Raw genomic sequence first — 24,757 nt, forward strand, 5'->3', positions numbered from 1 at the left:
AAATATAAATTTAGTTTCTTAAAATAGCTGCAATTTCTTCTTTTCCACCCATTACTTTTTCGGCATCATCTACAAAGACTTCTCCTCCATTTTTGAGTGTATAAAATGCAGCTTCATTATAAAGACATTCACTACCTTGATTGGTTCTTACTTTATAATTTTCTTTATCAAATTCTCCCCAACGGTGTCCTTTTCCTACAAAAAGTGTATCTACACGACCTTCATAAGCAGCTTCTACCACATCAGCAATTTCTGAAACTGTTGGTTTTGCTTTAGAGTTGTATTGTTCCATTTTCTTATTTCTGTCTTCTGAGAAACGAAGTGAAATAGTAGGATTTACAGCTTCTAAAATTTCTTTTTCTGAATGATTATCAAAGTTTTTGTTAAACTGATGTGCAATCAAGTTTGGATATGTATTAGCTTCTTCATAAATGGCATGCATACGCTCATCGCCTACCAAAACCAAAGGAACAAAACTTCCACCCGTATTGATAGCAGGACGAATGGCTTCATCTATTCTTCTAAAAAACTCAAGAACAAACTCTTTTTCTCGGTCTTCTATTGGTGCATTTGCATGAGTTGCATTTCCTGTGTAAGGGCGACCCTGAACTTCTTTTTCGACATCATAAAATTTGGTGACTTCTTTAATATCTTGTGGCATATCACAAGCAATAGGCGAAATTGCACCATTCGAAACCATAAAAGCAGCAGGTTGATGCTGAGAAAGACGTAAAATATAATACATCTTATCGTTGTCTTCTATATCTTTAATAAGCTCTTTTATGTGCATGCGTCCGTTTACGGTTGTATGCGCCTCTACTTCATAAGGCAAAGAAATAGTCTTAAAAAAATTATCTCCGACAAAAATAGCTAATCCTTGTTTTTGATTTGACCAAAAATTACTATCTTCTAAAAGATTTTGAACAGGTTTTAAAAATGTTGTAATTTCGTTTTCTAAAAGACCTTTTCGTTGCAGTTGTTGTTCTGCTTCCTTGATTTGGTTTTTTAGATTAATTTTGTAGTATCCTTCTTTTACTTCGTGTCCTTTCTGATGAGTAGGAATATAAATACTAACACAATGTTTGGATTCTTGTGAGGCGAGTTCTAAAATTTCGTTGCGATTCATAACTATAAAAATTAAGGTTAAAAAATGGTAATCAATATCTTTATATTGATTAAAATACTCTTTTATAACAATAAAATCCTATTTATTGTTTAATAAAATTCTGAAATATACGTATATAACAACTCTATTCTTATTTCAGAAAACTCTTTTATTCCTAAAGTCTAACTTCTTATTTTACTATTATGTCATTAGCTATTATTTTGCATGCCGTCGGAACAATTCCACTTTTTGCTTCTCGTGCCTTTTTACCTGCTTTTCTGACTTCATTGCTTTTTAGATTTCCGAATATTTTTCCTTTTACAGAGGTAGATGCCCCTTCGGCAGAACTTTTTATTACACAAACTCCTGTAATTATTGTCCTTGGTATTTTGGCAGTTTTAGAGATTTTGGCAGATAAGAATACAGATATAAAAGTTCTTTGGTTACAAGCAGAACCTTTTTTGAAACCAATTATTTATTCAATAATGCTTTTAGGTGTTGTTGATAATGATTCGGAGGCAATTATGCAAGGAATTTATCAAGCAGGAATGGGAGATTATGTAATGATTTCCTTTACAGCAGGTGCTGTTTATGGACTTACAATTTTGAGAGCATCCATACAACAATGGCTTTTAGAAATTGATGGAGATGGTGATCTTTTTCTCAATTTTATATTTTCTAGTATTGAAGATACATTTGTTTTCTTTGGTTTTCTTTTACTTTTGGCGACAGGAATAGGAGCTGTTATTTTCTTTGGAATTATTGTAGGTATTCTTTATTTATGGCAACGAAAAATCAAATCCAATGAAGAAAAACAAAAAATTACGTGTTTTTCGTGTCAGCATAAAAATCCTCCTTTTGCTTTAGAGTGTAGTAACTGCCATACTCCACAAAAAGAAATTTATAAAATAGGGTTTTTAGGACAGAAAAAAGAAGAGCAAATAAATAATGATGCGAAAGCTAGAAAAAAACAAATGCTTAGTCTTCTTACTCAAGAACGCTGTGGATATTGTGCAGTAAAGACAAATAAAAAAGTGTGTCCTACGTGTAGAAAAGAACATATTTTGAATAGTTCTGAAAATAGAAAAGCCTATATTATGTTTGTACAAAAACGCTATGCACTTTGGTTTCCTTTGAGTATAGCATTAGGTTTTATTCCAATTTTAGGAATTGCTATTGCTGTTTTGGGTGCTAACTTGTACGTTTTTGCACCTCTAAAAAGACAAATTCCTACTATAAAAGCTGTAGGTATTCAAATTCTGACTAAACTACTTATTTTCTTAGTAATCTTTTTTGGCTCAATTGCAGGATTTATTTTAGCTCCTTTATATTGTTCCATTCGCTTTTTTATGTGGAGAACTGCTTTTGTTAAGCATTGGAAATGATTAATTTAAAATAAATTGTAAAAAAATAATCACAAATTATTTTTTCTCTTCTTCTGTTAAATACCTTTCAATTCGTTTTAAAACAAGAGCTAAAAGACGAGGAATAAGGAGTCTAATAAGTTGAGGTAAAAGAATAGCAGAAGCTACAAAAAGACCGATTTCCAAAACTTGGTCTTGTAGTTCTTTAGAAAAATTTCCTGTTGTGATGAATAGCCAAATATCTTCTAATAAACGATAATTGACAGCAATAAGAAAAGGAAGTGTAGTCATAAATGCCCAAAAAGTAGCACTTTCTTCTAGCTTGGTAAAGAAAAACTTGATGTTTTCTGAATGCAACTTAAAAGCATCTTCGAAACAACAAAACCATGATTCTTCCTTATATTTTGTTGGGTCAGGAACAAAATTAGTAACATCGCCATCTAGTTCTATGAGTGTTCGAAGAAGGAATTTTTCGGTACTTACTCCATCTTCCAAAACATATTCAAATTCTGTATCAATCGTATAAGCTCCATATCGTATAATTTCAATCAAATATAAAATAAGACGTGGCGCAGCAGAAATATAACCTAAACGAATGTCTAGCCATCTTTTAAATTTAACCCAGAAGTTTTTTAGGATTATTTTCCACACGAATCAATTACAAATTAAAAATTAAAAAAGATTTTTTAACACAGAGTTAAGTAGAACAGCGAGAATACAGTTTTGACAGTTTGTTTATAAATTAAAATTAACTGGTTACTACTTACTGATTATCCTATTCGCTTTGGTTTACTCGTCAGAGTATCAGCAGCACTTCCTGTATTGACTTGCTTTCCTGTTACACTTGTAAATACAGTTCCTGCAAGCCTAGAAACAGCTTGAAATAGATATTGCCACATTCGGATAGAAGTCATTATTGAAGATTCATGTACTTCTTTAATCATCTTTTGTTCTCGTTCTGGAAAGTGTAAAAAGCGTGTTGTGATATAAGAAGTAATATCTCCTTCTACTTGAACAACTGTTTGAAGCAACACTCGCTGAGTTCCAATTTCATTTGCCTTTCTGATGATAGAAATCTGACTAGGATTGAGTTTCAAATCTTCCAAATGATTCAGACGCATAACAGGAAAGTCATTATCACTTTCAATAGGATCATTAGATTCATTTTGTAAATCTAAAAAAATATCAATCATTTGTTGGCTTTGTCTTACAATACGTTCACAAAGCATTACTCTTTCGTTGAGTATATCTGTTTCTAAATCGGTAAGGTGAACACGCTCTAATTCTTGCTTAAACTCATCTCGTTTTACTTCTGCAAAATGCTGAATTTCTAAAAAAGAATCCAAACCAGCATTCAAGTTTTTAAATTCTTTTCGCATTTCTTGACTGTCTTTACTTTCTCCAATTTCTGGATTGATAGGAGAAACAGTATAAGAAGTAAGTAGCTCACGATATCCACTAGCAATATCATAAAGTTCCCAACGGTGCGAACGAGGTTTGTCACACAGTAATTGGTCTTTTACGATAGTGTTTACCTCTAATCGTAAAAGGTCATTTGCCAAATTGGTAATAAAATCCTTTTTCATAAAAATTACAAAACGCTTTAACCTTATAAATAATTAACTCAATAGTATAAAACTAATAAACAAATAAGAAAGAAATAGTATTTACTTATTTTTCTGAACGATTGAGTTCTCTAAAAAGGTCAATCAAAGAAGCAATTGCTTGTATGTTTCCTTGAATAATTTCGTGTCCTTTTTCTTCTTTATGAGCATGGAAATTACGCATCCATTCGTATTCATCGCTTACCAACTCTTTACTAATATGTGTTGTAATATCTCCATCAATCAAATTGATACGGCTATTCATGAGCTTGTAATCGTGATCTCTTTTTAAAGAAACCTTTTCGTTTACATCTACATCAAAATCGCCTACAATTGTCTTGATTTCTAGGTTTGTCAAGTCTACTACACGCTCTTCGACGTATTTAATGAAATCTTGGAACGTACTTACATTTGTTTTCTCAACACTATTAATACTTGTGTTGGTCGGAACAACTGCACCACTTCCCCCGTTTGCAGGATTATTATCTTCTAATGCCATAATTTTTCTAATGATTAATTATAAATTGTTAATTATAAATTTGGACTTACTTTTATTACCTATCCGAAACGTGTGAACCACCAAAGATTCCACTTTTTCGTTTACATCTTTCAATAGAAGCCAAACGCTGTTCGATTTGATGCGTATCAAAAAGATATTTTATACTTTCATTATACGACTCAATAGCCTTTGAATAGTGTGCCTCTATTTCGTGCATAATTCCATATTCATTATGAATTGTTCCCAAGTTGATTCCTTCAAATTCTGAGGCTCTGTTTAGTAATTTTTTTAGCTCATCAAATGCTTTTGTAGAAGAAAGCAAAACAGCATAATTATAATAAACAGGAGGATAATCAGGCGAATATTGCAAGGCTAATTTATAGCACTCTTCAGCATTTTTTAAGTCTTGGTATTTGTTGTGATAGACCCAACCTAAATGATTATAGGCCCTTCCAAAAGTAGGGTCTTCTCTAAGAATTTGTTGTAATTCTTTTACAGCTTCGCCAATCTTATTTTCTTTAATAATGGCATCAGCATGCATAAAACGTTCGTATAAATCTGGGTTTGTATCAAAAATCATAAATTGAATAGTATTTGAGTGTGCATAATAATCAAATTCTATTTCAAAAACAATAACAAGCTAAGTACAAAACAAAATTTTAGATGTAGAACAAATCAAAATGTTACTTTCTTCACTTCTCCGAATTGTAAAAAGTAGATTCTTTATTTTTTAATTCAATTTGTGGGTTACAAGTATTTCAGACTTTCTAGTCTGAATAAATAGCATTTTACTAGTTACACAGACTAGGAAGTCTGTTGCATCTGTTTGAATTAATTAAGAAATGAGCCAAATTTTATCCTCTTTTGCTCCTTCTTGTGTCCATTCTACGTCTATGTGTTCAGATAAAATAGTATTTACAGTTTTGCCTGTGTAGTTGGGAGCAATTGGCAAATCTCTCGTATATTTTCTATCAATCAATACTAACAAATCTACTTTTTTTGGTCTTCCAAATGCTGCCATTGCGCTCATAGCTGCACTAATTGTTCTTCCTGTGTAAAGAACATCATCTATCAAAATGACTTTTTTATCTTCTATTACAAAAGGAACTTCTGTCATATTGGCTCTCAAAGGCTCGTTTCTTCTTCTAAAATCATCTCTATAAAAAGTAACATCTAGCTTTCCAAAAGGAATTTTTTTATTCAAACGACTTTCTAAACGCTGATGAATGCGCTCTGCAAAGAGTGTTCCTCGTGGCTGAATTCCCAAAAGAACAGTATCAGAAAAATCGGAATAGTTTTCTATAAGTTGTTCACAAAGACGACTTACTGTAAGGTCTAATAATGCAGAAGAAAAAAGTAATCTTTTCATTTTACTGATAGTTGAAAGCAAAAGTTATTTATATAAAATAATTTAATACAGTGTAAAATGCGTTTGTTTGCGTTTTACTGACAATGGCAGAATCATAAATTGAACAGGGTTTTGATCCTGTTTTACAAAGAAATACAAAATAATTTATGTTACACAATATTGAATACACTGTTTCAAAAATTTTATTGTATTTTGTTGTGCATTCAGTTCCTCAGAACTGAATGTTTCGCTTCCTCAGAAGCGTGATTCAAGCAAATAAATCACGTTCTGAGGAAGCATTTCGTTCAACTCTAGGGAGTTGAACACACAAAAAACGAAACTTTTGAAACACTACATTGAATTTACTGAATTTTGATTTTTTAAAAAAGCTCATCGCCAGCCAAATATTCATCTTCTCCTACATCAAAATTAGTTTCTTCTGGAAGTGGATAAGCAGCAAAAAAACCTTTTTGATCTTGAATGTGTTTACAAATTCGCTCTACCTCGGGCGTATCTACAAAGGCACATTGCAAACGTAAAATATCCGAACCATTTGAAAGAAGCATATCACCTTGTCCGACAAGCTGTTCTGCTCCTCCTGTATCCAAAATAATTCTAGAATCAATTTTTGAAGTAACACGAAATGCCATACGAGCAGGAAAATTGGCTTTAATAATACCTGTAACAACATTTACAGACGGACGCTGCGTAGCGACAACCAAATGAATTCCGATTGCACGAGCCATTTGGGCTAGTCTTGCAATTGGTTTTTCGGCTGCTTTTCCTGCAATAATCATCAAATCGGCAAGTTCATCAATTACCAAAACAATATAAGGCAAATAGCGATGTTGCTCATCTAAAAGTTGATGAGTTTTGAATTTTTGATTATACTCTTTTACATTTCTACAATCACCATCTTTCAAAAGGTCATAGCGATTATCCATTTCTCTACAAAGAGCTTCTAAAGTTTTGACAGCATCAACAGAATCTGTAACAATCGGCTCAGCATTTGGAAGATGAGCAAGATAATGCTTTTCTAGTTTTGAGAAGAGTGAAAATTCTACCTTTTTAGGGTCAATCATCACAAATTTGAGTTCACTTGGGTGTTTTTTATAGATAAGCGAAGTCAAAATTACATTTATACCAACTGATTTTCCTTGCCCTGTTGCTCCTCCAATCAAAAGGTGAGGCATTTTGGTAAGGTCAGCAATAAAAATTTGATTTGAAATATCTCTTCCCAAAACTAAAGGCAATTCTTTTCTTGAATGCTTAAAAGATTCGTGTTCTAAAAGCGTTCGGAGAGGTACAATTTCTCTATCTTTATTTGGAACTTCAATTCCAATAGTTCCCTTCCCTGGCATTGGCGCAATAATACGAATACCTAAAGCTGAAAGATTAAGCGCAATATCATCTCCTAGATTTCGGATTTGTGCAATTTTTACCCCTGGTGCTGGCACAATTTCGTAAAGTGTAACAGTTGGTCCTACTTCTGCGTGAATCCTTTTTATATCAATTTTGAAATTTTTGAGAGTTTGTTCAATTCTTAACTTAGTTTCAGTAAGTTCTTCTTTATCAATTTGATGTTTTTTTACAACTGGATTATCTAATAAATCGGTTGGAGGAGTTGCATATTTTGGAAGTTCATCATTCGGATTGTAAGGTGTAATTCCTGTATAAAGAGGTTTCCCATTTTCTTCTTCTATCAACTCTTCGACATTTTCACCATACAAATCTCTTACTCGGCTTACAGATGGAGGCATTGGCAAATCCAAATCTAGTTCGTCTTGTTTTTCTTCTTCCTGCTCTTCGACGTTTTGATTTTTCTGTTGCTCTTTTTCTGTATTTTGTATAGTGTTTTCTACTTTTTCTGTTGTGTCTTCTTTTGGAAGTTCTTGGCTTGTTGTTTTGGTAGATGGAATATGAATAGCAAAAGGGTTTTCTTCTTCTTGCTCTTCTTTATTGTCTTTATCTTCACTATTAATTCCAAAATCTCTAGCTGATGGAATAAAGAAACCATCTTTGTCTTTTGGGTCTTCTTCTTTCTTTCCGTCTTTCTTATTATATTTATTTTTAGAGTTTGCCTCTTCTCTAGCCTTTTCAATTTCGCTTCTCAAATCAGTTGCAGGTTCTTCTTTCTGGATTTCTTTTCCAAACTGCTCGTTTTTAATTTCTTTTTGAGGAAGTTGTCTATTAAGGTTATCCTTTATTTTAGTAGTACTCTCAAATGGATTTGCTTCTTTCTTTTCCTTTTGTTTTGATTCTTCTTGTTTATCTATTTCAGAATTTTGACCAAATATTTTATCAAAGAAAGATGTTTTTTTAGGCTGATTGCTTTCTTTTTTGTCTTTTATAATCTTTACACTAGGTTGTTTTTGTGTTTTGTCTTCAATTTTTACTAGTGGAGAAATTACTGTATTTGGGTTAGTTTCCTCTTTACTTGGTTTTTCATCTCTAGGTTTTTCATCATTCTCTTGTACAGTAGTTTGTGTTTTACTTGCCTCAATTTCTTTAAAAGCATCAACAGCAGCTGAGGGAACAGGGTTTTGAGTTTGTTGTTCCTTAGATTTATTTCTGTCTTTTTTATCTGAAAAATTCGTATATAATTCTATATTCAAACGGTCTTTTCCAAAGAAATAACCAAAGCCAACTAAGGCAGCAATAATGAAAACAGGTGTAAAAATCTGTCCAAAAAGTGCAGAAATAGCATAACCAATTCCACCACAAAGAAATGCCCAAGCTGTTTGAGTTTCGGTCATATAGACCAAATAACCCAAAATAGAACTCATTACGAAAATTACAAAAAACAGACTAATCGATAATTCTTTCCATTTATTTAATTCATATTTTTTTGTCAAGACAAGTCCAGAAGTTGCACCAATAACCAAAAGTAAGAATGCACCAATTCCAAACCAACGCTCAATCAGAAAATGAGAAAGCACAGCTCCAAACATTCCTAACCAGTTTTTAGGTGTTTCTTCAGTAGGTGTATCTGAAAAGAATCCCAAAACAAGACTTTGGTCAGCTTCTCCTGTATAAATGAAAGATATAAAAGAAACAGCTAAAAGTACAACAAAAACCCAAATACCAATTGCAGAAAGCAAATTGATGAATGTTGAGTTTTGTTTTTCTGGATTTGAAGCCGAGAAAGTATCTTTCATTTTTTGAGAAAATGAAAAAGTAGAGCTTTGCGTGTCTCCATCTTCTAGTATTTTTTCTTCTGATTCTAGAGAAGAATTTTGATTATCGAAAATGGATTTTTTAAATGAATTATCTGCCATAAAAAATAAATATCTAAAATATTGGCTTATATAAAATGTCTTTATAGTATAGAATGAGTAACTAACAAAAATAGCAATTTTTTAGAGTTTAATACTATAATTTGTTGTTTTGCTTAAATTTTTATCAAAAAAGGAATCTAATTTTTATATAAAATATAAACTGTTCAAAACCTCATATATCAAGTCATTCTTCTAATTTAAGAATAACCTAACAATTAAGAAGGTTTTAAGGTTAGAATTAATGATTTGAAATAACTTTTTTTTATCTAATTTTTTAACCTAATGAAAATTCAATTTTTTACATTTTTTCTGTTCTTATATTTATTTTCTATTTCTGCTTTTGCTCAAAATGAAGTTACTGATTCTGATAAAGTACCCAATGACTTGGCAGAACTCACTTGGTTGGATATAATGCTTTCTAATTATCAATATCCTTTTGAGGTAAATTATATTACAATTAATAGCCAAAAACAAGAACTAAAAATGGCTTATATGGATGTAAAGCCAACAGAGTATAAAGAAAGTGAGAGTAAAACAATTTTGCTTCTTCATGGTAAAAATTTTAATGGTGCATATTGGGAACAAACAACAAAAGAACTTACCAAAAAAGGATTTAGAGTAATCATTCCTGACCAAATTGGCTTCGGAAAATCATCTAAACCAGATAATTTCCAATATACTTTTCAAACCCTTGCACAGAATACAAAAAAACTCTTAGATAGTTTGAATATCAAGAAAACTATTGTTTTGGGACATTCAATGGGTGGAATGTTGGCTACTCGTTTTGTGCTGATGTATCCTGAAATTACACAAAAATTAGTTTTGGAAAATCCAATTGGATTAGAAGATTGGAAACTTAAAGTTCCTTATCAAAATATAGAATGGTGGTATCAAAGCGAACTCAAAAAGACAGCTCAAGACATCAAAAAGTATCAATTAGAAAGTTATTATGATGGAAAATGGAAACCCGAATATGATAAATGGGTAAACCTATTGGCAGGCTGGACACTCAATTCGGAATATCAAAAAATTGCTTGGAATGCAGCTCTTACTTATGATATGATTTTTACGCAGCCTGTTTTATATGAATTTGAAAACATCAAATGTCCTACTCTTTTGATAATTGGAACACGAGACAGATCAGCTTTAGGAAAACCTTTGGTAGATGAACAAGTTCGTAAAACAATGGGCTTATATGAAGAGTTAGGCAAAAAAACAAAACAGAAAATCCCAAACTCAAAACTTGTCGAAATCAAAAATATTGGGCATTTACCTCATATTGAAAGTTTTGAAAAGTTTATTACTCCTTTAATAGAATTTATTGAAGAGTAAAAATCTTTTGTTAAAAATTGTCAGTAAACTTTAAAGAGTCAGACAATTAAATAAACCTGCTATAAACTGTCTGATACCTCAGAAGTGTCTTGACAGTTTGATTCTAAACAAAAAACTATTTTTTAAACTCTTATTTTTATTTCAATTTATCAGAACTATGAAAAAACTTAATTTATATTTTTCCCTCTTTTTTGTAGCTTTTTTCCTACTAACAGCTTGCAAATCTACTCCTCAAAATAAAACAGAAGCATCAGAAGTTGAAGTAGTAACTGACTTCGAACTCATCAATGATGCTCTTGAAGCTGAAAACGTAAAATCTAAAAATCAAAAAGCTATAGAAAATGAGAAAGCCAAAGGAAATTACACTCCTTCGACAGTAGAAACAGCTGTTGGTAATTTGGAAATTCCTGCACCTTATGCCACCGAATCAGTTGCCAAACGATATGGACTTAGCAAGTGGGAAGACAAAACACCAAAAGCTCCTGCTGGTTTTACAGTTACAAAATTTGCTGATAATTTGGATAATCCTCGTTGGACGTATATTGCTCCAAATGGAGATTATTTTGTATCAGAAGCAAACACAGTAAAGAGTGCCAATCGAATTACTCTTTTGAGAGATACAGATAATGATGGGAAAATTGATATGCGTGAAGTTTTCATAGAAAATCTAAATCAACCTTTCGGAATGCTCATTATTGGAGATAATTTTTATGTAACAACTACAGACGGACTTTGGAAATATCCATACAAAGAAGGACAAACTTCTCTAAAAGATGTGAAAGGAACAAAAATAGTAGAACTTCCTGCTGGTGGTTACAATCATCATTGGACAAGAAACATTATTACCAATAAAGCACAAGACAAAATTTATATTTCAGTTGGTTCGGCTTCTAATGTTGGAGAGTATGGAATGAAGGAAGAGATTCGAAGAGCGAATATTTTAGAGGTAGATTTAGATGGAAAAAATGAAATTATCTATGCTAATGGCTTACGTAATCCTGTTGGAATGGATTGGAATCCTGTAAGTGGAGAGCTTTGGACAGCCGTTAATGAGCGTGATATGCTAGGCGATAATTTAGTGCCTGATTATGTTACAAGTGTAAAAAAAGGAGCTTTTTATGGTTGGCCGTATTCGTATTATGGACAAATAGAAGACCCTCGTATGTCTGGACTAGAAACAGAATTAGTTGAAAAATCAGTTATGCCTGATGTTCCTGTGGGTTCGCATACTGCTTCTTTGGGTTTGGGTTTTTATGATAATACTAAGTTTCCTAAAAAGTATCACAAGGGAGCGTTTATAGGGCAACATGGTTCTTGGAATCGTTCGGAAATGGCAGGGTATAAAGTGGTTTTTATTCCTTTCGAAAATGGAAAACCGAGTGGACAAGCCGAAGATTTCTTGACAGGATTTATTGATGACAGAGAAAAAGCAACCGTTTTTGGTCGCCCTGTTGCAACTACTGTAACGCCAAATGGAGATTTGTTGGTTAATGATGATACAGGTGGAGTTATTTGGAAAGTTTCTTATTCAGAATAGAAAATAGATTGCATAAATCTCAATGACGACTAGATATAATATTTCTCTGAGCGACAAATGAATTAAACAATGAAATTTTTAAATTTACAGATAGCAATTAAATTTCTAATTGCTATCTTTTTTACTTTAGTCATTTTCCAAAACAATGTTTTTGGACAAACAACAAAAAATCAAAATGATACAGATTCTTTAGATAAAACTTTAGAAAGCGTCATTATTTCATCCAATTATCTCAAAAGTAGCGAGGTAATTATTCCTACAACTCAACTAAAACAAGAAAATTTTGATAGACATTCTCCTAAAGATTTGGTAAACATAATGAATCAGACAGCAGGGGTTTTTATTCAGCAAGGAGCAATAAATACTAACCGAATTACGATTCGTGGAGTAGGTTCAAGAACGCTTTATGGAACGAATAAAATTCGTGCTTACTTTAATGGAATTCCAATTACAAATGGTGTGAGTGAAACAGTGATTAATATCTTTAATCCTGAAGACTTGGAAAGTGTAGAGATTGTAAAAGGTGCAAAAGCGACACAATACGGAACAAATTTGGGTGGAACAATTTTACTAAATTCTAAAACTCCAAAACAAGGAAGTTCTTCCATTGTCAATAGCCTCACTTTGGGTTCTTTTGGACTAATGAAAAATAATATAGGAGGAAATTATGGAGGTGAAAAGTTTAGTTTACATTTTGATTATGACCGTTTTGAACAAAAAGGATATAGAGAAAACAGTAATTTTGATAGAAAAAATTATTTCTTGTTACCTACTTTTTATCTTTCCAAAAAGACAGAAATTAGTCTCCTATTTAATTATGTAGATTATTTTGGACAGATTCCAAGCTCTATTTCCAAAACAGATTTTGAAGAAAATCCTGAAAAAGCTGCTTTTACATGGAAAGAAGCAAAAGGTTACGAAGACCAAAAACAGTTGTTTTCTGCCATCACTTTGACACATCGTTTCAATTCTAATTTTAGTAATACAACAAGCGTTTTTTATAGTAAGAATGAAAATTATGAGCCTCGTCCATTTAATATTCTGACAGAAAATACAGATGGTTTAGGCACAAGAACACTTTTTGCAATTTCTCTTCCTTCTTTTTTTGATGCAGAAATAAGCACAGGAACAGAAATTTATTATGATAATTATGACTGGAAAACATACGAAAATTTATATCAACAGAATAATGGAAATGGAAGTTTAGAAGGAAACAATTTGAGTAAAAACATGGAAAAACGATGGAATTATTCTGTTTTTGCGACAACAACTTTACAGCTTTCTGAAAAATTATCTTCACAGTTTGGACTCAATCTTAATCATACTTATTACGATTATCAAAATGAGTTGGATAATTCGGATATAAATAGAAAATTTGAACCTATCCTTGCTCCAAATATTAGTTTTACCTATTCTTTTTCACCTCAAAAAAGTATTTATACCAATGTGAGTAGAGGTTTTAATTATCCTAGTTTAGAGGAAACACTCACACCAAACGGACTTGTAAACCCAAAAATTACAGCAGAAAAAGGGTGGAACTATGAAATAGGAACAGATTTGTTTTTTCTAAAAAACAATAATCTACATTTTAATCTTTCAGCATATTTACTTCAAATTAATGGTCTTTTGGTTGCCAAACGAATTAATGAAGACCAATATATTGGTAGAAATGCAGGAAAAACTTCGCACAAAGGTTTAGAGCTAAGTTCAGATTATACTTTAAAACTAAATCAAAATTGGTTGTTTCAAACTTTTGCCAATGGAACACTTAATTTTCACGAGTTTGTAGATTTTGTAGATGAAGAAAAAGATTTTTCTGGAAATCAGCTTACAGGAGTTCCTGAAAAACAACTCTATGCAGGTTTTTCTCTCAAACAGAATAAAAGTTTCGCTTTTCATTTCATTTATCAACATGTTGGAAAAATGCCTATGAATGATGCAAATTTATTATATTCAGAAGCCTATAATCTATTAAATCTGAAAGTAGATTATCAAATCAGCTTGCTCAACACAATTTTTATAAAGGCAAGTGTAGGAGTTGATAATCTATTGAATAAAAAGTATGCATCAGCTATCTTAATTAATGCAACAGGTTTTGGAAACAGTGAACCACGTTTTTATTACTCAGGTTTGCCTAGAAATTACTTTGGTAATTTGAGGTTTGAATACAGATTTTGATTTTATCATTAAATTCAGATAATCAAATATCTTTTTCTACAAGCACTAAAAACCGTAAATCAAAAGGATTCAAAACTGCTTGTACTTTATCTAAAAATGCTGGGTCATTTATTATAAAACTCAAAAAGTTATCATGACGCTCTTGCAAGCTACCTTTTGGAAACAAATTTTCTTTTACTGATTTTATTTGATTGATAGAATCTGATAATTTTCTTTCTTCTGCTTTTCGCAGCTTTTTAGATATGTGTTCCATTCGCTTTAAGGCTTTATGTTTTTCACCTGCAATAGATTTTTGAAGAGAATTATCTGTCGTATTTATAGACTTTATAGATTTAGATTCTATTTTATCAAAAATTTGTTCTAAACTCTTTCTTTCGTCTTCTAATAAAACATCGTTCTGAGCATTTTTAGTAGCATAATCAATTCTTAGATTATCAAAAGGATTAAAAATATCTTCCAAAGAAAGATTTGTTTTAGTCATTTTCTGATGAATGACTTTGGGAATAAATAAGACAAAATTACGAGGTAAAAGAATTGGAAAATCTACCTCAAAATACTCAAACATAGATTTGAGTTGCAACCAATATGCCAGCTCACCAGATCCTCCTGTGTAGGAAAGATTTGGTAAAATAATTTCTTGATAAACAGGACGAAGTGCAACATTAGGACTAAACTTTTCAGGATTTGATTCTACCAAATTCATCATTTGAGTTTCTGAAAAACTAATATCTGTATTGAGAATTTCAAAAGAAGTTTCATTATTCTGAGAGTTTTCATTTTTTACTATTCGTTCTCTCAAATTATCTTCTAAATAAAAAAGATTGATTTCTCGTGGTGTAACTTGTGTTTTATAACCTAGTTTATCTAATTTTTTGCTACTTTCTTCAATTTTTAAATGACTTTTTTGAGTTCCCAATTCATTTTTAATAATCGGAATAAATAGTCTTTTCAAAGCTACATCATCGCCATCTAAAATCACTAAATCATCTTTCTTATAAAACGAATGCACAATATTTCGTGTGGCGTGTGCTAGATTTTCGTTTTTACTTTCTGCTGTTTTATAAAATTTTCCTAGCTCTTTTGCTTTTTCTTCCTTAAAACCCAAATCATTTAAATCTTTTGTGTTCATTCTTCCAACTGCTCCTTGTTGTTCAGTTTGCCACGTATATTTTTTTCCAAACATATTGAAAGAAGCAATTTCTTCTAAGTCGTGGTCTTCAGTCGCCATCCAATAAATGGGTACAAAATCATATTGTGGATATTTTTCCTTCAAAATTTTACAGGCATTAATCACTGTCTGAATTTTGTAATGAAAATAAAGTGTGCCTGTATAAATATTGAGTTGGTGACCTGTAGTAACTGTAAAAGTTGTTTCTCTTTGGAGTAAATTTATAGTTTCTGTTGGTGGATTTTCTGTATTAGCATACTGATTATGCAAAGCATTTACTAAAATATTTCGTTTTTCAATAGTAAATGAATTATTCTGTATCTTTAAATCAATCTGTTTTTCAAAGTATTCTAGTTGAGGTAAATTTCCATAAAACTCTTTTAGCTCTTCTTTCTGAGAAATGTAGTCTAAAAATAGTCCAGAAAACTGATTGGTTTTAGAAAAATCTAATTGGTAGGTAGAATAATTGGAGCGCATAAGCAAAAAATAAAGGTAGCGTTGAGGTTAAAACTTGAGTAACGACAAGTAACTAAAGTAAGTTTTGAAAGTCTTAAAATAAAGAGGTAAGATACAGACTTTTTAACTTTCTAGTTGATTCTTCCATTTTGAATTATGATTTTTTATGCTGCAAACTACTGTTTTGATTCTGTAAGTTGGAATTTAAAAACACAAAAATAGCGTAGGAAAAATTCCTACGCCATTTTCAATCCTATCCTATCCTTAATCTTGAATGTCTTTTGTTTGATTAGTATGCCGTTGTTGGTGTCCTCACCAATGACATCATTACTTAATCTTCAATTTCTTTTATTGTTACTGAGTAACGAGCAATATCTTCTTTATTTATTCCTTCCAAACGGTAGGCTCTTCCAATGCTACGAATCTGATTTGCTTTCAAACTTGGCTCAGAAGAATTTATTAAATAAGTTGTTCTGCTGTCTAATGTTTGTCCCTGATGTCCTATCCATTTAATTTCTGCTTGTAATAATTTTACTTGTCCTTTTTCGGTTGCATTCTGGATTTCCCATTCAAAGTGTTGAAAAGCTCCAGTTGTACCATTTTCATCTGCTTCTTGCAAGTTACTTACTCTTTCAGAAAGCAAAATGTTAGGATTAAAATTGCTCATATTATTCCATTCCAAATTTACGGGAACAGTATTCATTTCTGTATTTGCTTGATATTCTACTTTTTCTACCCGTACTCGTACGAGTGTTGCATTTTCTACAAATTCTTCTCTGTATTCCAAATAACGAAACGGAATTGATTCTCCTTTTCTAGCAATTGGGTCAAAGGTTTCTATGGCTTGTACTACATCTTGTGCGATGGCATTTCCATCTCTATCTAAAAGCTCAATTTTGAGTTTGAGACTAGAAATTGCACCACTAGAAACATACAAATCAGCTAATAAATTATAGGAATATGAACCATTAAAGTTTTTGAATTTAGACTGTTCTACTTCTAACTTTAGACCTTCAAATTTTGGGTTTACTATCCATTCTACTGGCAAATGAAGTCCCTCATCTTCCAAAATAGTAATTGATTTTAATGAACCTTCTGCTTGCATAGGAGCATTCTCATTATCAAATGCTAAATTGGCTGTATTATTAGTAATATTGTTTAGAGTTAGTAGTTCATCTGCAAATGGAGTTTGATTAGAATTTTGCTCTAAATAACTATATCCTAAATATCCACTAGAAAGAAACATTACGCCAACAAGCCCCATCATAATGTTAGTGTGCCAAGAGCGTTTTTTCATTGCCTCTTCAAAGGCAGCTCCTTTATAAATTTGACTCAAGAGTTGCATGGCTTTATAATGTTGAGGTTCGTTATCTACACAACGACGAGCTAAGCCTGCTGCACGATATTTGTCAGTTGCTTTTCCATAATCCAACCAACGATTATAAAATGAAACAGCTAATCCAAAAAGAGCTTCTGTATGATTAGGATGAATGCCCAATACTTTTTCAAATTCTCTGACGGCATCATTCCAATTTTGAAATTCTGCATATCCATATCCTCTACGCAGATGTGATTCTAAAACAGCTTGCAATTCATAATAGTTCTCTGCATTCATTGCTTCAGCAGTCTTGCGATAACGACTATTATTTGAAAATAGCTGATAGAATAGTTCTTCGGATTTATAGAATATATAGTTTATCATAATTGAAAATCGTGTAGCTAGTTGGTCTTTATAGTATAAATTTCTTTGAGAGATTCTTGTAAGTCTTACTACATTCTTAAATTTAAGTTTGCTGCTTTAGAGTTACTCAGAATTGATAGATACTATTCAAAATCCACGCAAGAAATTACGTAGAAGTGCCAAACTGCTTTCGTTTTCGATAAACACAAATATACTTTAAGGTAAAAGGCTATTTTTATTGGGTAAAGCAAAAGTGCCAAAAAAGGCTAAAAATGACATAAAATAAGAAGAATTGACAAAAAATGATAATAGCGATATAGAATTGATAATTTTATTAGACAAAATACGAAAGTAGTCAGAAAGATTGCCCACAACTTTGGTTGTGGGTTTTGAAAAAAGTTTAAAACTCCATTCAAACGAGTTTTGCTGTTGTCTCACCAACGACCTCCAAAATAGAAAATAAAAACTTAGTTTTTATTTTTACAAAATCTTCTCTTGCCATTTCCAAGCTGAAAGCATCATTTCTTCAATTCCATATTTAGGAATCCAGCCTAAAAGAGTTTTTGCTTTTGCATTATCTGCATAAATCTCTACTACGTCGCCTTCTCTTCGTCCTCCTAATTCATAATTGAGTTTTTTGTTACTTACTTTTTCAAAGGCTTTTATGGCTTCTAAAACGGTTACTCCATTTCCTGTTCCTAGATTGAATATCTCTACTTGATTTATTTTTTTATTATCTAAATTATTCTTAACTAAAAAATCAATCGCCAAACGGTGAGCTTCTGCAATATCTGAAACGTGGATATAATCTCTAATACAAGAACCATCTCTAGTTTCGTAATCACTTCCATGAACTAACATTTTATCTCTTTTTCCTGCTGCCGTTAGTGTAATAATTGGAACAAGCGAAGTTGGTGGGTTTTTTGGGTCTTCTCCAATTTGTGCCGAAACATGCGCTCCAACTGGATTGAAATAACGAAGCAAAACAAATTTTTGACTTTTAGATGTTTTGGCAAAATCAATTATCATTCTTTCGCCTACCTGTTTGGTGTAAGCATAAGGAGATTCTGCACTTCCAAAAGCTGTATTTTCAGAAACAGGTAATTCTGTTGTATTTCCATAAACTGAACACGAAGAAGAAAAAATAAAATTCTCTACTTTATATTCTTTACTTAGCTTCAAAATATTGAGTAAAGAGTTTAGATTGTTTTGATAATAAAAAACAGGGTCAGCCACAGAATCAGGAACAGATTTTAAAGCTGCAAAATGAATAATTCCAATGATTTGAGAATTTGACTCAGAATTAATACCTACTTCCTTTTCAAAAATTTCTTTTGTCTTTTCGTAATCACACAAATCTACATCATAGTTTTTTATTTTTCTACCTGTTAGACTTTCAATATTTTTAATGACAGAAGAAGAAGAATTCAAGTGACTATCAATAGAAATAATTTGATAATCTTGCTCATAGCCATTTTCTTTTGTGTAATTTTCTAAGCATTCGACAACGGTGTGCGAGCCAATGTAGCCACAACCTCCTGTAATAATTATTTTCTTTTGCATTTTTATAGAAAAAGTAGTTCAAGCGAGGACGCTTAAACTAGATATTTATAATTTATAAAATCTATTCTGATTCAGCGAGGACGCTTGAATTTCAAAAATAAAAATAACAAAAAAAGTCCACAAAATAAATTATGGACTTTTTTATAAATAGAATGTTATTAAAGTAAACAAATTGAAATCAATTTACCACTTATAATTTTTTATTCTTTCTTTATACAGTTGCATTCATGTTGTCAAAAGTATCCATTACTTCTTTAACGTGCTGACGAGAAGTTTCTAAAAGTGCTTTTTCGTCGTCGTTAAGGTCAAGTTCGATAATTTTTTCGATACCATTTTTACCCAAAATTACAGGAACTCCTAAGTAACAATCATTGATACCATATTCTCCTTCTAATTTCACACAAACAGGGAATACTCTGCGCTGATTTTTAACAATAGCTTCTACCATTTGAGCAGCAGCAGCACCTGGAGCATACCAAGCAGAAGTTCCCATCAATTTAACGAGTTCTCCACCACCTTTTTTAGTACGTTCTACGATTGCGTCTAATTTATCTGCATCAATAAGTTCAGTTACAGGAATACCAGCAACAGTTGTATAACGAGGAAGTGGAACCATTGTATCACCGTGTCCACCCATCAAAATAGCTTGAATTTCTTTTGGAGAAATATCTAAAGCTTCAGCCAAAAATGCACGGTAACGAGCTGTATCCAAGATACCAGCCATTCCCATTACTTGACGACGGTCTTTTTTAGAAGCTAAGTGAGCAGCATACGTCATTACGTCCAAAGGATTTGAAACGATAATAATGATTGCATTTGGAGAATGCTCAATTACTTTTGAAGTAACTTCGTTTACAATTTTTGCATTTGTAGCAATTAAGTCATCACGAGTCATACCTGGTTTACGAGGTAAACCAGAAGTAATAACAACAACATCAGAATTTGCTGTACGAGCATAATCACCTGTAACACCTACTGTACGAGTGTCATAAACATTAATTGGAGCTTTTTGCCAAATATCTAATGCTTTGCCTTCAGCAAAACCTTCTTTGATATCTACTAAAACTACTTCTTGACATATTTCACGAGTTGCTAATACATCTGCACAAGTTGCGCCTACGTTTCCTGCGCCTACTACGGTTACTTTTGTCATTTTATTATATATTTTTTATAAAAAATAGTATTACAAATACAATTTTAAGATACGATTAAAACGAAAAGGAAAATTTTTGAATAAATCACCTTTTCTTATGCTTCAAAGGTACAAAACTTTATAGATTTTTCGGAATTCTGAATTACTAAGAAAAAATAATTTTACTTCTTTGTATATTAAACGTTATCACGGTTAAATTAGTAATGTTCATTTTTCCATAGCGCAGGGTTTGCAAACCCTGCGCTATGGAAAAATAAGACTGGTTTGTTTTTCTATAACTTCCTAATTATTAGACCTGTAAACAACCGTGATAACGTTTATTCTGTTAGATTTGCTTGTTATTGATTGATAAGCAAACACTCAGAAACTAATCCATAATTATAATTCAAAAAGCAATTAAATTGAAACTATACTCAAATTTAAATAGACTGTCTTTGCATGATTCTTATTTTACAAACCTAAAACGCATAGGACAAAATATTGAACTGGCTTTTGATTGGGCAAGTTTGGATAATTTTGCAGAAAATAATATTAATGAAGGTATAGTATTAGGTGCAACTAAATTGAGTATAAAAGGAATTTCAAATGAAGAATTTACAGGTTATTTTAGTAAAGAAGGAATAACAAAATCGATTGAAGCTCCAAAAGATATTGTAAAATTATGGCAGGCAATTGGTGAGAGTATAATAGACGAAACAGCTAAAAAAATTAAATTTAGTGGAGGTTTTAAAGAAGGCGATTTTTGGATTGAATGGACTTTTAATTATAACAGTTGTGAAGTTGAGTGGAATAATTATGTAACCTTTAGTGAGTGGAAAGAAGGAAAATTACCAAACGATTGCTAAATTTGATTTGACTGGTTCTCAAAAAAGCAAACTACATTTTGCTATATAATTCCTCAAAAAACAAATATGTTTAGAGTTCTTTACCAAAATCAATAAAAAAACTCCTTTCGATTGAAAGGAGTTTTTTCTGTCCACTTACTTACTTTACTACTTAACTATTAGAAAATCTAGCTGAATAACTGAAAAGATAAGTCGCTGCTAAAAATTGATAGATTTTTCTATCGCAAACGTCCTGTTATTCTACTACTATTTTCTTTGTCTGTTGCCTCAAAAAATAAAGTTTTTGTTAAAATTTTTAGATGGTTTATCTATTTATAAACTACTAATCAAAATCTTTGTGAAGCGAAAGTCTTTTATTTCCAATCTTTTATTGGAATTGTATTAAACATAGTTCAATCTATTTGCCAACTTGAATTTTTTACTATTTATTTTGAAAAATAATATCAAATAGGCGTTTAGAGTTCAAAAACGCATTTTTTCTATTTTACAGCTTTTTTTCAGAATGACTTATTTTTTCATTTTGAAAGGGTTGGATTTTCATTTTGAAAAAATTGTATTATTCTTATTTGTTCTGTAAATGTAAAGACGAAGGTAGAATCTATTTTTATTCAAAACAAGCAAAACTCCCAAAAAAATAAGAATTATAGATTTTTTAACCAAAAATGTAATAAAGAAATGCTTTTGGCTACCTATTCTGAACAGAGCAGTAATTACTTAGTTTTAATATAAATTAATTCAAAATAACGCTATAACAAATAATAAATTTATGAGTGAGCCAACCGACCCACTAAATCCAGAGAATTCTAATTTGTCTAAATTAGGCAATCCATCAGAAAATATAAATTCTGAGAAAAAACAAAGTCAAAATCAAGCTAGTCAGAGAAGACAAGCAGCAGCCCGTCAGAGAAATGCCAACCGTCCATCTATTGGTCAGCAAATATTAGGATTTATAAAAGTTGCCTTTGCTTGTGCGTTTGGCATCGGAATTTTCTTTTTAGTAATGGGATTTTTATTCTTAATTGCTGGTTTAACAAGTAATAATGAAGTCAAAATTGATAACAACAGTGTTTTAAAAATCTCTTTGAACCAAACAATTGCAGAATATAGTAAAGATGATCCTTTTGCTGATTTGATGGCAGAATTACAAGGAAGTTCTACACCACTAAGTTTAGTAAGTATAAAAGCAGCTCTCAAAAAAGCTAAAACAGATGATAATATCAAAGGTGTTTATTTAGAAGTAACAGATGTTCCTGTTGGTTTTGCTATGTTGGAAGAGATTCATGCAGCTTTAGAAGATTTCAAGACTTCTAACAAATTTATTTATGCGTACAGTAAATATTATGGTGAAAAAGGATATTATTTAGCTTCTACAGCTGATCAAGTTTATCTTTATCCTCAAGGAGCTTTAGAAATGAATGGATTTTTCTCTCAAATTCCTTTCTTCAAAAAAATGCTTGAAAAACTAGATATCGAACCAAGAATCTATAAAGTAGGAACATTCAAATCTGCTGTTGAGCCATTTATTTTAGAAGAAATGAGTGAAGCAAATCGTGAACAAACAAGTGTATATCTAAATTCTTTGTATGATACTTATTTGAATAATGTAGCTACTACAAACACAAAAAGTGGTCGTAAAATGTCAGCAGAAGAACTAAGAGAAATTAGTAATAAAATGCTTATCAGAGAAGCGGGAGATGCAGTTAATTACAAACTTGTTAATGATACACTTTATTACGACCAAGTAGAAGACAAAATCAAAACTGCTTTAGGAATAGAAGAAAATGAAGATGATGACAAAGAGAAAATTTCTTTTGTTTCTCTACCTAAATACATCAAAACAATAAATAAAGAAAATAAAGGCGACACAGACAAACGTATTGCTATTATTGTAGGAGAAGGAAACATTGTTGATGGAAATGGAGGGCAAGGACAAATTGGAGGAGATGCCATTGCAGCAGCTATTCGCAAAGCTCGTAAGGATAAACGAGTGAAAGCTGTAGTTTTACGTATCAATTCGGGTGGAGGAAGTGCATTAGCTTCTGATATTATGTGGCGTGAAGTAATGCTTACCAAGAAAGAAAAACCTATTATTGCTTCTATGTCTGATGTAGCTGCTTCAGGTGGATATTATATGGCAATGGCTTGTGATACCATTGTGGCACATCCGAATACAATTACAGGTTCGATAGGAATTTTTGGAATGCTTTTCGGAATAGACCAGTTTGCAGAAAACAAAATCGGAATTACATTTGATGGTGTAAAGACAGCAGAGTTTGCAGATTTGGGTTATCCTACTCGTCAGCCTTCATCAGCAGAAGATTCTATTATCCAAAACTCTGTAAATCGTGGTTATATTGATTTCACAACAAAGGCTGCACAAGGACGTAAGATGCCAGTAGAAAAATTAAGAGAATATGCAGAAGGACGTGTTTGGACTGGAGTTGATGCCAAACAGCGTGGCTTAGTTGATGTTTTAGGAGATTTGGATGATGCTATCAAAATTGCTGCAACTAGTGCAGGTTTGGGTGACGATTATCAAGTTCGTTATTATCCTGAAGAAAAAACATTTTTAGAGCAAATTCTAAATCAAGGTCAAGAGGCTAAACAAAGAGCTATAAAAGAAGAAATGGGTGAGTTTTATAAATTTTATCATTATTATAATGAATTAAAATTAATGCAAGGAATGCAAGCTCGTTTGATTTTAGATGTTCAAAATATTGAATAATCAATTTTGAAATCAAATTCTATTTAAGCTAAAAGCCAATTCAAAGAATTATTTGAATTGGTTTTTTCTTGTTTTACTATTAATGATATTTAAATAACTTTTTTTGTCAAAGTTGTAAGGCTGAGTAATTAATCTCTATCACGAAAAGGCGTATAAAAAAGCTCCCATGTATTTAATTCTACTGCACAAAGGTTTCCTACTGCTCCCTTATATTTTTGATATTTTCCTAGACTTACATAGACACAACCGTTATCAATTGGAACAATAGCTGTTTTGTTTTCGTTTGCTAGTTCTAAATTTTCTTTTATCTCCTCCAAATTATGAACAACATGACCATGAACGACAGGTTTCTGCTTGGTTTTGTATAGATTTCCTTTAAATTTTCTTACCCAAAGCATAGCATGTGCATTTGTAAAAAGATTTTCTCCATTGATAGGTTCATAATTTACATCAAAACCTGCATGCACTAAAAAACAGTTTTCTAACTCAATATAAAAAAACATTTTATTAAAAAACTCAGCGTATTTTGGTTTGATTTCTCTTTCCTTATTGACTAGTTCTCCTAAATAATTATGAGCTAGTGTTTTCTTTGAGAGTTCATTATTATTTTTCTGATAAAACTCTAAAAGCATTTGTTCGTGATTCCCTATCAAAACAAAAATTGCATACCCTTCTTTTTGCTTTTCAATAATATAATTTATTAAAAGAATAGAATTTTTTCCTCTATCAATCAAATCTCCTAAAATAAAAAGTTGGTCGTCTTTTTTAAGGTTTAGAATATCTTCTACCAAATAAATAAACGTTTTGCCACAACCATGAATGTCACTTATGGCAAAACGTCTTCCTGTATTTTTTGTGATTTCTTGAGTTAATGATTTTGGGAATACTTGAGGTTTCATTTTTAGGATATTTTTGAACAAA

18 protein-coding genes are annotated in these 24,757 nt (G+C 31.5%); 6 read left to right on the forward strand and 12 right to left on the reverse strand.

What is annotated here, in order from left to right:
* Positions 1-10 precede the first annotated feature (10 nt).
* Entirely contained in the window at positions 11-1,126 is a 1,116-nt protein-coding gene (locus V9L05_RS09480; protein ID WP_338815282.1) for a hypothetical protein, read from the reverse strand.
* A 182-nt stretch (positions 1,127-1,308) separates the two neighbouring features.
* Here V9L05_RS09480 and V9L05_RS09485 point away from each other — a divergent pair, with 182 nt between their 5' ends.
* Positions 1,309-2,490 (forward strand): hypothetical protein, encoded by a 1,182-nt coding sequence (locus tag V9L05_RS09485; RefSeq protein WP_338815283.1) that lies wholly within the window; start codon positions 1,309-1,311, stop codon positions 2,488-2,490.
* A gap of 36 nt (positions 2,491-2,526) precedes the next feature.
* Here the strand turns inward: V9L05_RS09485 and V9L05_RS09490 are convergent, their stop codons facing one another.
* From V9L05_RS09490 to V9L05_RS09515, 6 genes are all read right to left on the reverse strand, one after another.
* Positions 2,527-3,120, reverse strand: coding sequence for a hypothetical protein (locus V9L05_RS09490; protein WP_338815284.1), 594 nt, complete (start codon positions 3,118-3,120; stop codon positions 2,527-2,529).
* Positions 3,121-3,239: 119 nt separating this feature from the next.
* The gene (locus V9L05_RS09495) at positions 3,240-4,055 is read right to left on the reverse strand and encodes a hypothetical protein (protein ID WP_338793493.1); all 816 of its coding nucleotides are present in this window, start codon (positions 4,053-4,055) and stop codon (positions 3,240-3,242) included.
* 85 nt (positions 4,056-4,140) lie between these two features.
* Positions 4,141-4,572: a hypothetical protein gene (locus tag V9L05_RS09500; protein WP_338793492.1), complete on the reverse strand. Its 432-nt coding sequence runs from the start codon at positions 4,570-4,572 to the stop codon at positions 4,141-4,143.
* A gap of 55 nt (positions 4,573-4,627) precedes the next feature.
* Positions 4,628-5,152 carry a hypothetical protein gene (locus V9L05_RS09505; RefSeq protein WP_338793490.1) on the reverse strand — a complete coding sequence of 175 codons (525 nt, stop codon included), beginning with the start codon at positions 5,150-5,152 and terminating at the stop codon, positions 4,628-4,630.
* A gap of 255 nt (positions 5,153-5,407) precedes the next feature.
* Positions 5,408-5,941 carry a bifunctional pyr operon transcriptional regulator/uracil phosphoribosyltransferase PyrR gene (gene pyrR / locus V9L05_RS09510; RefSeq protein ID WP_338793487.1) on the reverse strand — a complete coding sequence of 178 codons (534 nt, stop codon included), beginning with the start codon at positions 5,939-5,941 and terminating at the stop codon, positions 5,408-5,410.
* A gap of 359 nt (positions 5,942-6,300) precedes the next feature.
* Positions 6,301-9,198, reverse strand: coding sequence for a DNA translocase FtsK 4TM domain-containing protein (locus V9L05_RS09515; RefSeq protein ID WP_338815285.1), 2,898 nt, complete (start codon positions 9,196-9,198; stop codon positions 6,301-6,303).
* Between the two features lie 282 nt (positions 9,199-9,480).
* Here V9L05_RS09515 and V9L05_RS09520 point away from each other — a divergent pair, with 282 nt between their 5' ends.
* From V9L05_RS09520 to V9L05_RS09530, 3 genes are all read left to right on the forward strand, one after another.
* Positions 9,481-10,530 (forward strand): alpha/beta hydrolase, encoded by a 1,050-nt coding sequence (locus V9L05_RS09520; RefSeq protein ID WP_338815286.1) that lies wholly within the window; start codon positions 9,481-9,483, stop codon positions 10,528-10,530.
* Between the two features lie 157 nt (positions 10,531-10,687).
* Positions 10,688-12,067, forward strand: a complete 1,380-nt coding sequence (locus tag V9L05_RS09525) for a sorbosone dehydrogenase family protein (RefSeq protein WP_338815287.1) — start codon at positions 10,688-10,690, stop codon at positions 12,065-12,067.
* Between the two features lie 69 nt (positions 12,068-12,136).
* Complete coding sequence (locus V9L05_RS09530) at positions 12,137-14,245, forward strand: TonB-dependent receptor (protein ID WP_338815288.1); 2,109 nt, start codon at positions 12,137-12,139, stop codon at positions 14,243-14,245.
* Between the two features lie 22 nt (positions 14,246-14,267).
* Here V9L05_RS09530 and bshC read toward each other — a convergent pair whose 3' ends face one another.
* The 4 genes from bshC to mdh all read right to left on the reverse strand — a co-directional run bounded on the left by bshC (position 14,268) and on the right by mdh (position 20,266).
* Positions 14,268-15,890, reverse strand: a complete 1,623-nt coding sequence (gene bshC, locus V9L05_RS09535; RefSeq protein ID WP_338815289.1) for a bacillithiol biosynthesis cysteine-adding enzyme BshC — start codon at positions 15,888-15,890, stop codon at positions 14,268-14,270.
* Between the two features lie 310 nt (positions 15,891-16,200).
* Positions 16,201-17,571, reverse strand: coding sequence for a hypothetical protein (locus V9L05_RS09540; protein WP_338815290.1), 1,371 nt, complete (start codon positions 17,569-17,571; stop codon positions 16,201-16,203).
* Positions 17,572-18,030: 459 nt separating this feature from the next.
* A complete protein-coding gene (gene galE, locus V9L05_RS09545) occupies positions 18,031-19,113 on the reverse strand; it encodes a UDP-glucose 4-epimerase GalE (RefSeq protein ID WP_338815291.1) in 1,083 nt (360 codons plus the stop codon).
* Between the two features lie 211 nt (positions 19,114-19,324).
* Positions 19,325-20,266 (reverse strand): malate dehydrogenase, encoded by a 942-nt coding sequence (gene mdh / locus V9L05_RS09550; protein ID WP_338793479.1) that lies wholly within the window; start codon positions 20,264-20,266, stop codon positions 19,325-19,327.
* Positions 20,267-20,667: 401 nt separating this feature from the next.
* On the opposite strand from mdh, the gene V9L05_RS09555 reads away from it, so the two are divergent.
* Both V9L05_RS09555 and sppA read left to right on the forward strand, forming a co-directional pair.
* Positions 20,668-21,111: a hypothetical protein gene (locus V9L05_RS09555; protein ID WP_338815292.1), complete on the forward strand. Its 444-nt coding sequence runs from the start codon at positions 20,668-20,670 to the stop codon at positions 21,109-21,111.
* A 766-nt stretch (positions 21,112-21,877) separates the two neighbouring features.
* The gene (sppA, locus tag V9L05_RS09560; protein WP_338815293.1) at positions 21,878-23,836 is read left to right on the forward strand and encodes a signal peptide peptidase SppA; all 1,959 of its coding nucleotides are present in this window, start codon (positions 21,878-21,880) and stop codon (positions 23,834-23,836) included.
* Positions 23,837-23,964: 128 nt separating this feature from the next.
* Here sppA and V9L05_RS09565 read toward each other — a convergent pair whose 3' ends face one another.
* On the reverse strand, positions 23,965-24,735 hold the full coding sequence (locus tag V9L05_RS09565) for a metallophosphoesterase (RefSeq protein ID WP_338815294.1): 771 nt from the start codon (positions 24,733-24,735) through the stop codon (positions 23,965-23,967).
* Positions 24,736-24,757 lie beyond the last annotated feature (22 nt).

This window comes from Bernardetia sp. Wsw4-3y2, from assembly GCF_037126295.1.
Taxonomy (GTDB): Bacteria; Bacteroidota; Bacteroidia; order Cytophagales; family Bernardetiaceae; genus Bernardetia.

Excerpts from the sequence above, each read along its gene's own strand:
- V9L05_RS09480 (WP_338815282.1), bottom strand. The coding sequence starts at position 1,126 with ATGAATCGCAACGAAATTTTAGAACTCGCCTCACAAGAATCCAAACAT.
- V9L05_RS09485 (WP_338815283.1), top strand. The coding sequence starts at position 1,309 with ATGTCATTAGCTATTATTTTGCATGCCGTCGGAACAATTCCACTTTTT.
- V9L05_RS09495 (WP_338793493.1), bottom strand. The coding sequence starts at position 4,055 with ATGAAAAAGGATTTTATTACCAATTTGGCAAATGACCTTTTACGATTA.
- V9L05_RS09500 (WP_338793492.1), bottom strand. The coding sequence starts at position 4,572 with ATGGCATTAGAAGATAATAATCCTGCAAACGGGGGAAGTGGTGCAGTT.
- V9L05_RS09505 (WP_338793490.1), bottom strand. The coding sequence starts at position 5,152 with ATGATTTTTGATACAAACCCAGATTTATACGAACGTTTTATGCATGCT.
- pyrR (WP_338793487.1), bottom strand. The coding sequence starts at position 5,941 with ATGAAAAGATTACTTTTTTCTTCTGCATTATTAGACCTTACAGTAAGT.
- V9L05_RS09515 (WP_338815285.1), bottom strand. The coding sequence starts at position 9,198 with ATGGCAGATAATTCATTTAAAAAATCCATTTTCGATAATCAAAATTCT.
- V9L05_RS09520 (WP_338815286.1), top strand. The coding sequence starts at position 9,481 with ATGAAAATTCAATTTTTTACATTTTTTCTGTTCTTATATTTATTTTCT.
- V9L05_RS09525 (WP_338815287.1), top strand. The coding sequence starts at position 10,688 with ATGAAAAAACTTAATTTATATTTTTCCCTCTTTTTTGTAGCTTTTTTC.
- V9L05_RS09530 (WP_338815288.1), top strand. The coding sequence starts at position 12,137 with ATGAAATTTTTAAATTTACAGATAGCAATTAAATTTCTAATTGCTATC.
- bshC (WP_338815289.1), bottom strand. The coding sequence starts at position 15,890 with ATGCGCTCCAATTATTCTACCTACCAATTAGATTTTTCTAAAACCAAT.
- V9L05_RS09540 (WP_338815290.1), bottom strand. The coding sequence starts at position 17,571 with ATGATAAACTATATATTCTATAAATCCGAAGAACTATTCTATCAGCTA.
- galE (WP_338815291.1), bottom strand. The coding sequence starts at position 19,113 with ATGCAAAAGAAAATAATTATTACAGGAGGTTGTGGCTACATTGGCTCG.
- mdh (WP_338793479.1), bottom strand. The coding sequence starts at position 20,266 with ATGACAAAAGTAACCGTAGTAGGCGCAGGAAACGTAGGCGCAACTTGT.
- sppA (WP_338815293.1), top strand. The coding sequence starts at position 21,878 with ATGAGTGAGCCAACCGACCCACTAAATCCAGAGAATTCTAATTTGTCT.
- V9L05_RS09565 (WP_338815294.1), bottom strand. The coding sequence starts at position 24,735 with ATGAAACCTCAAGTATTCCCAAAATCATTAACTCAAGAAATCACAAAA.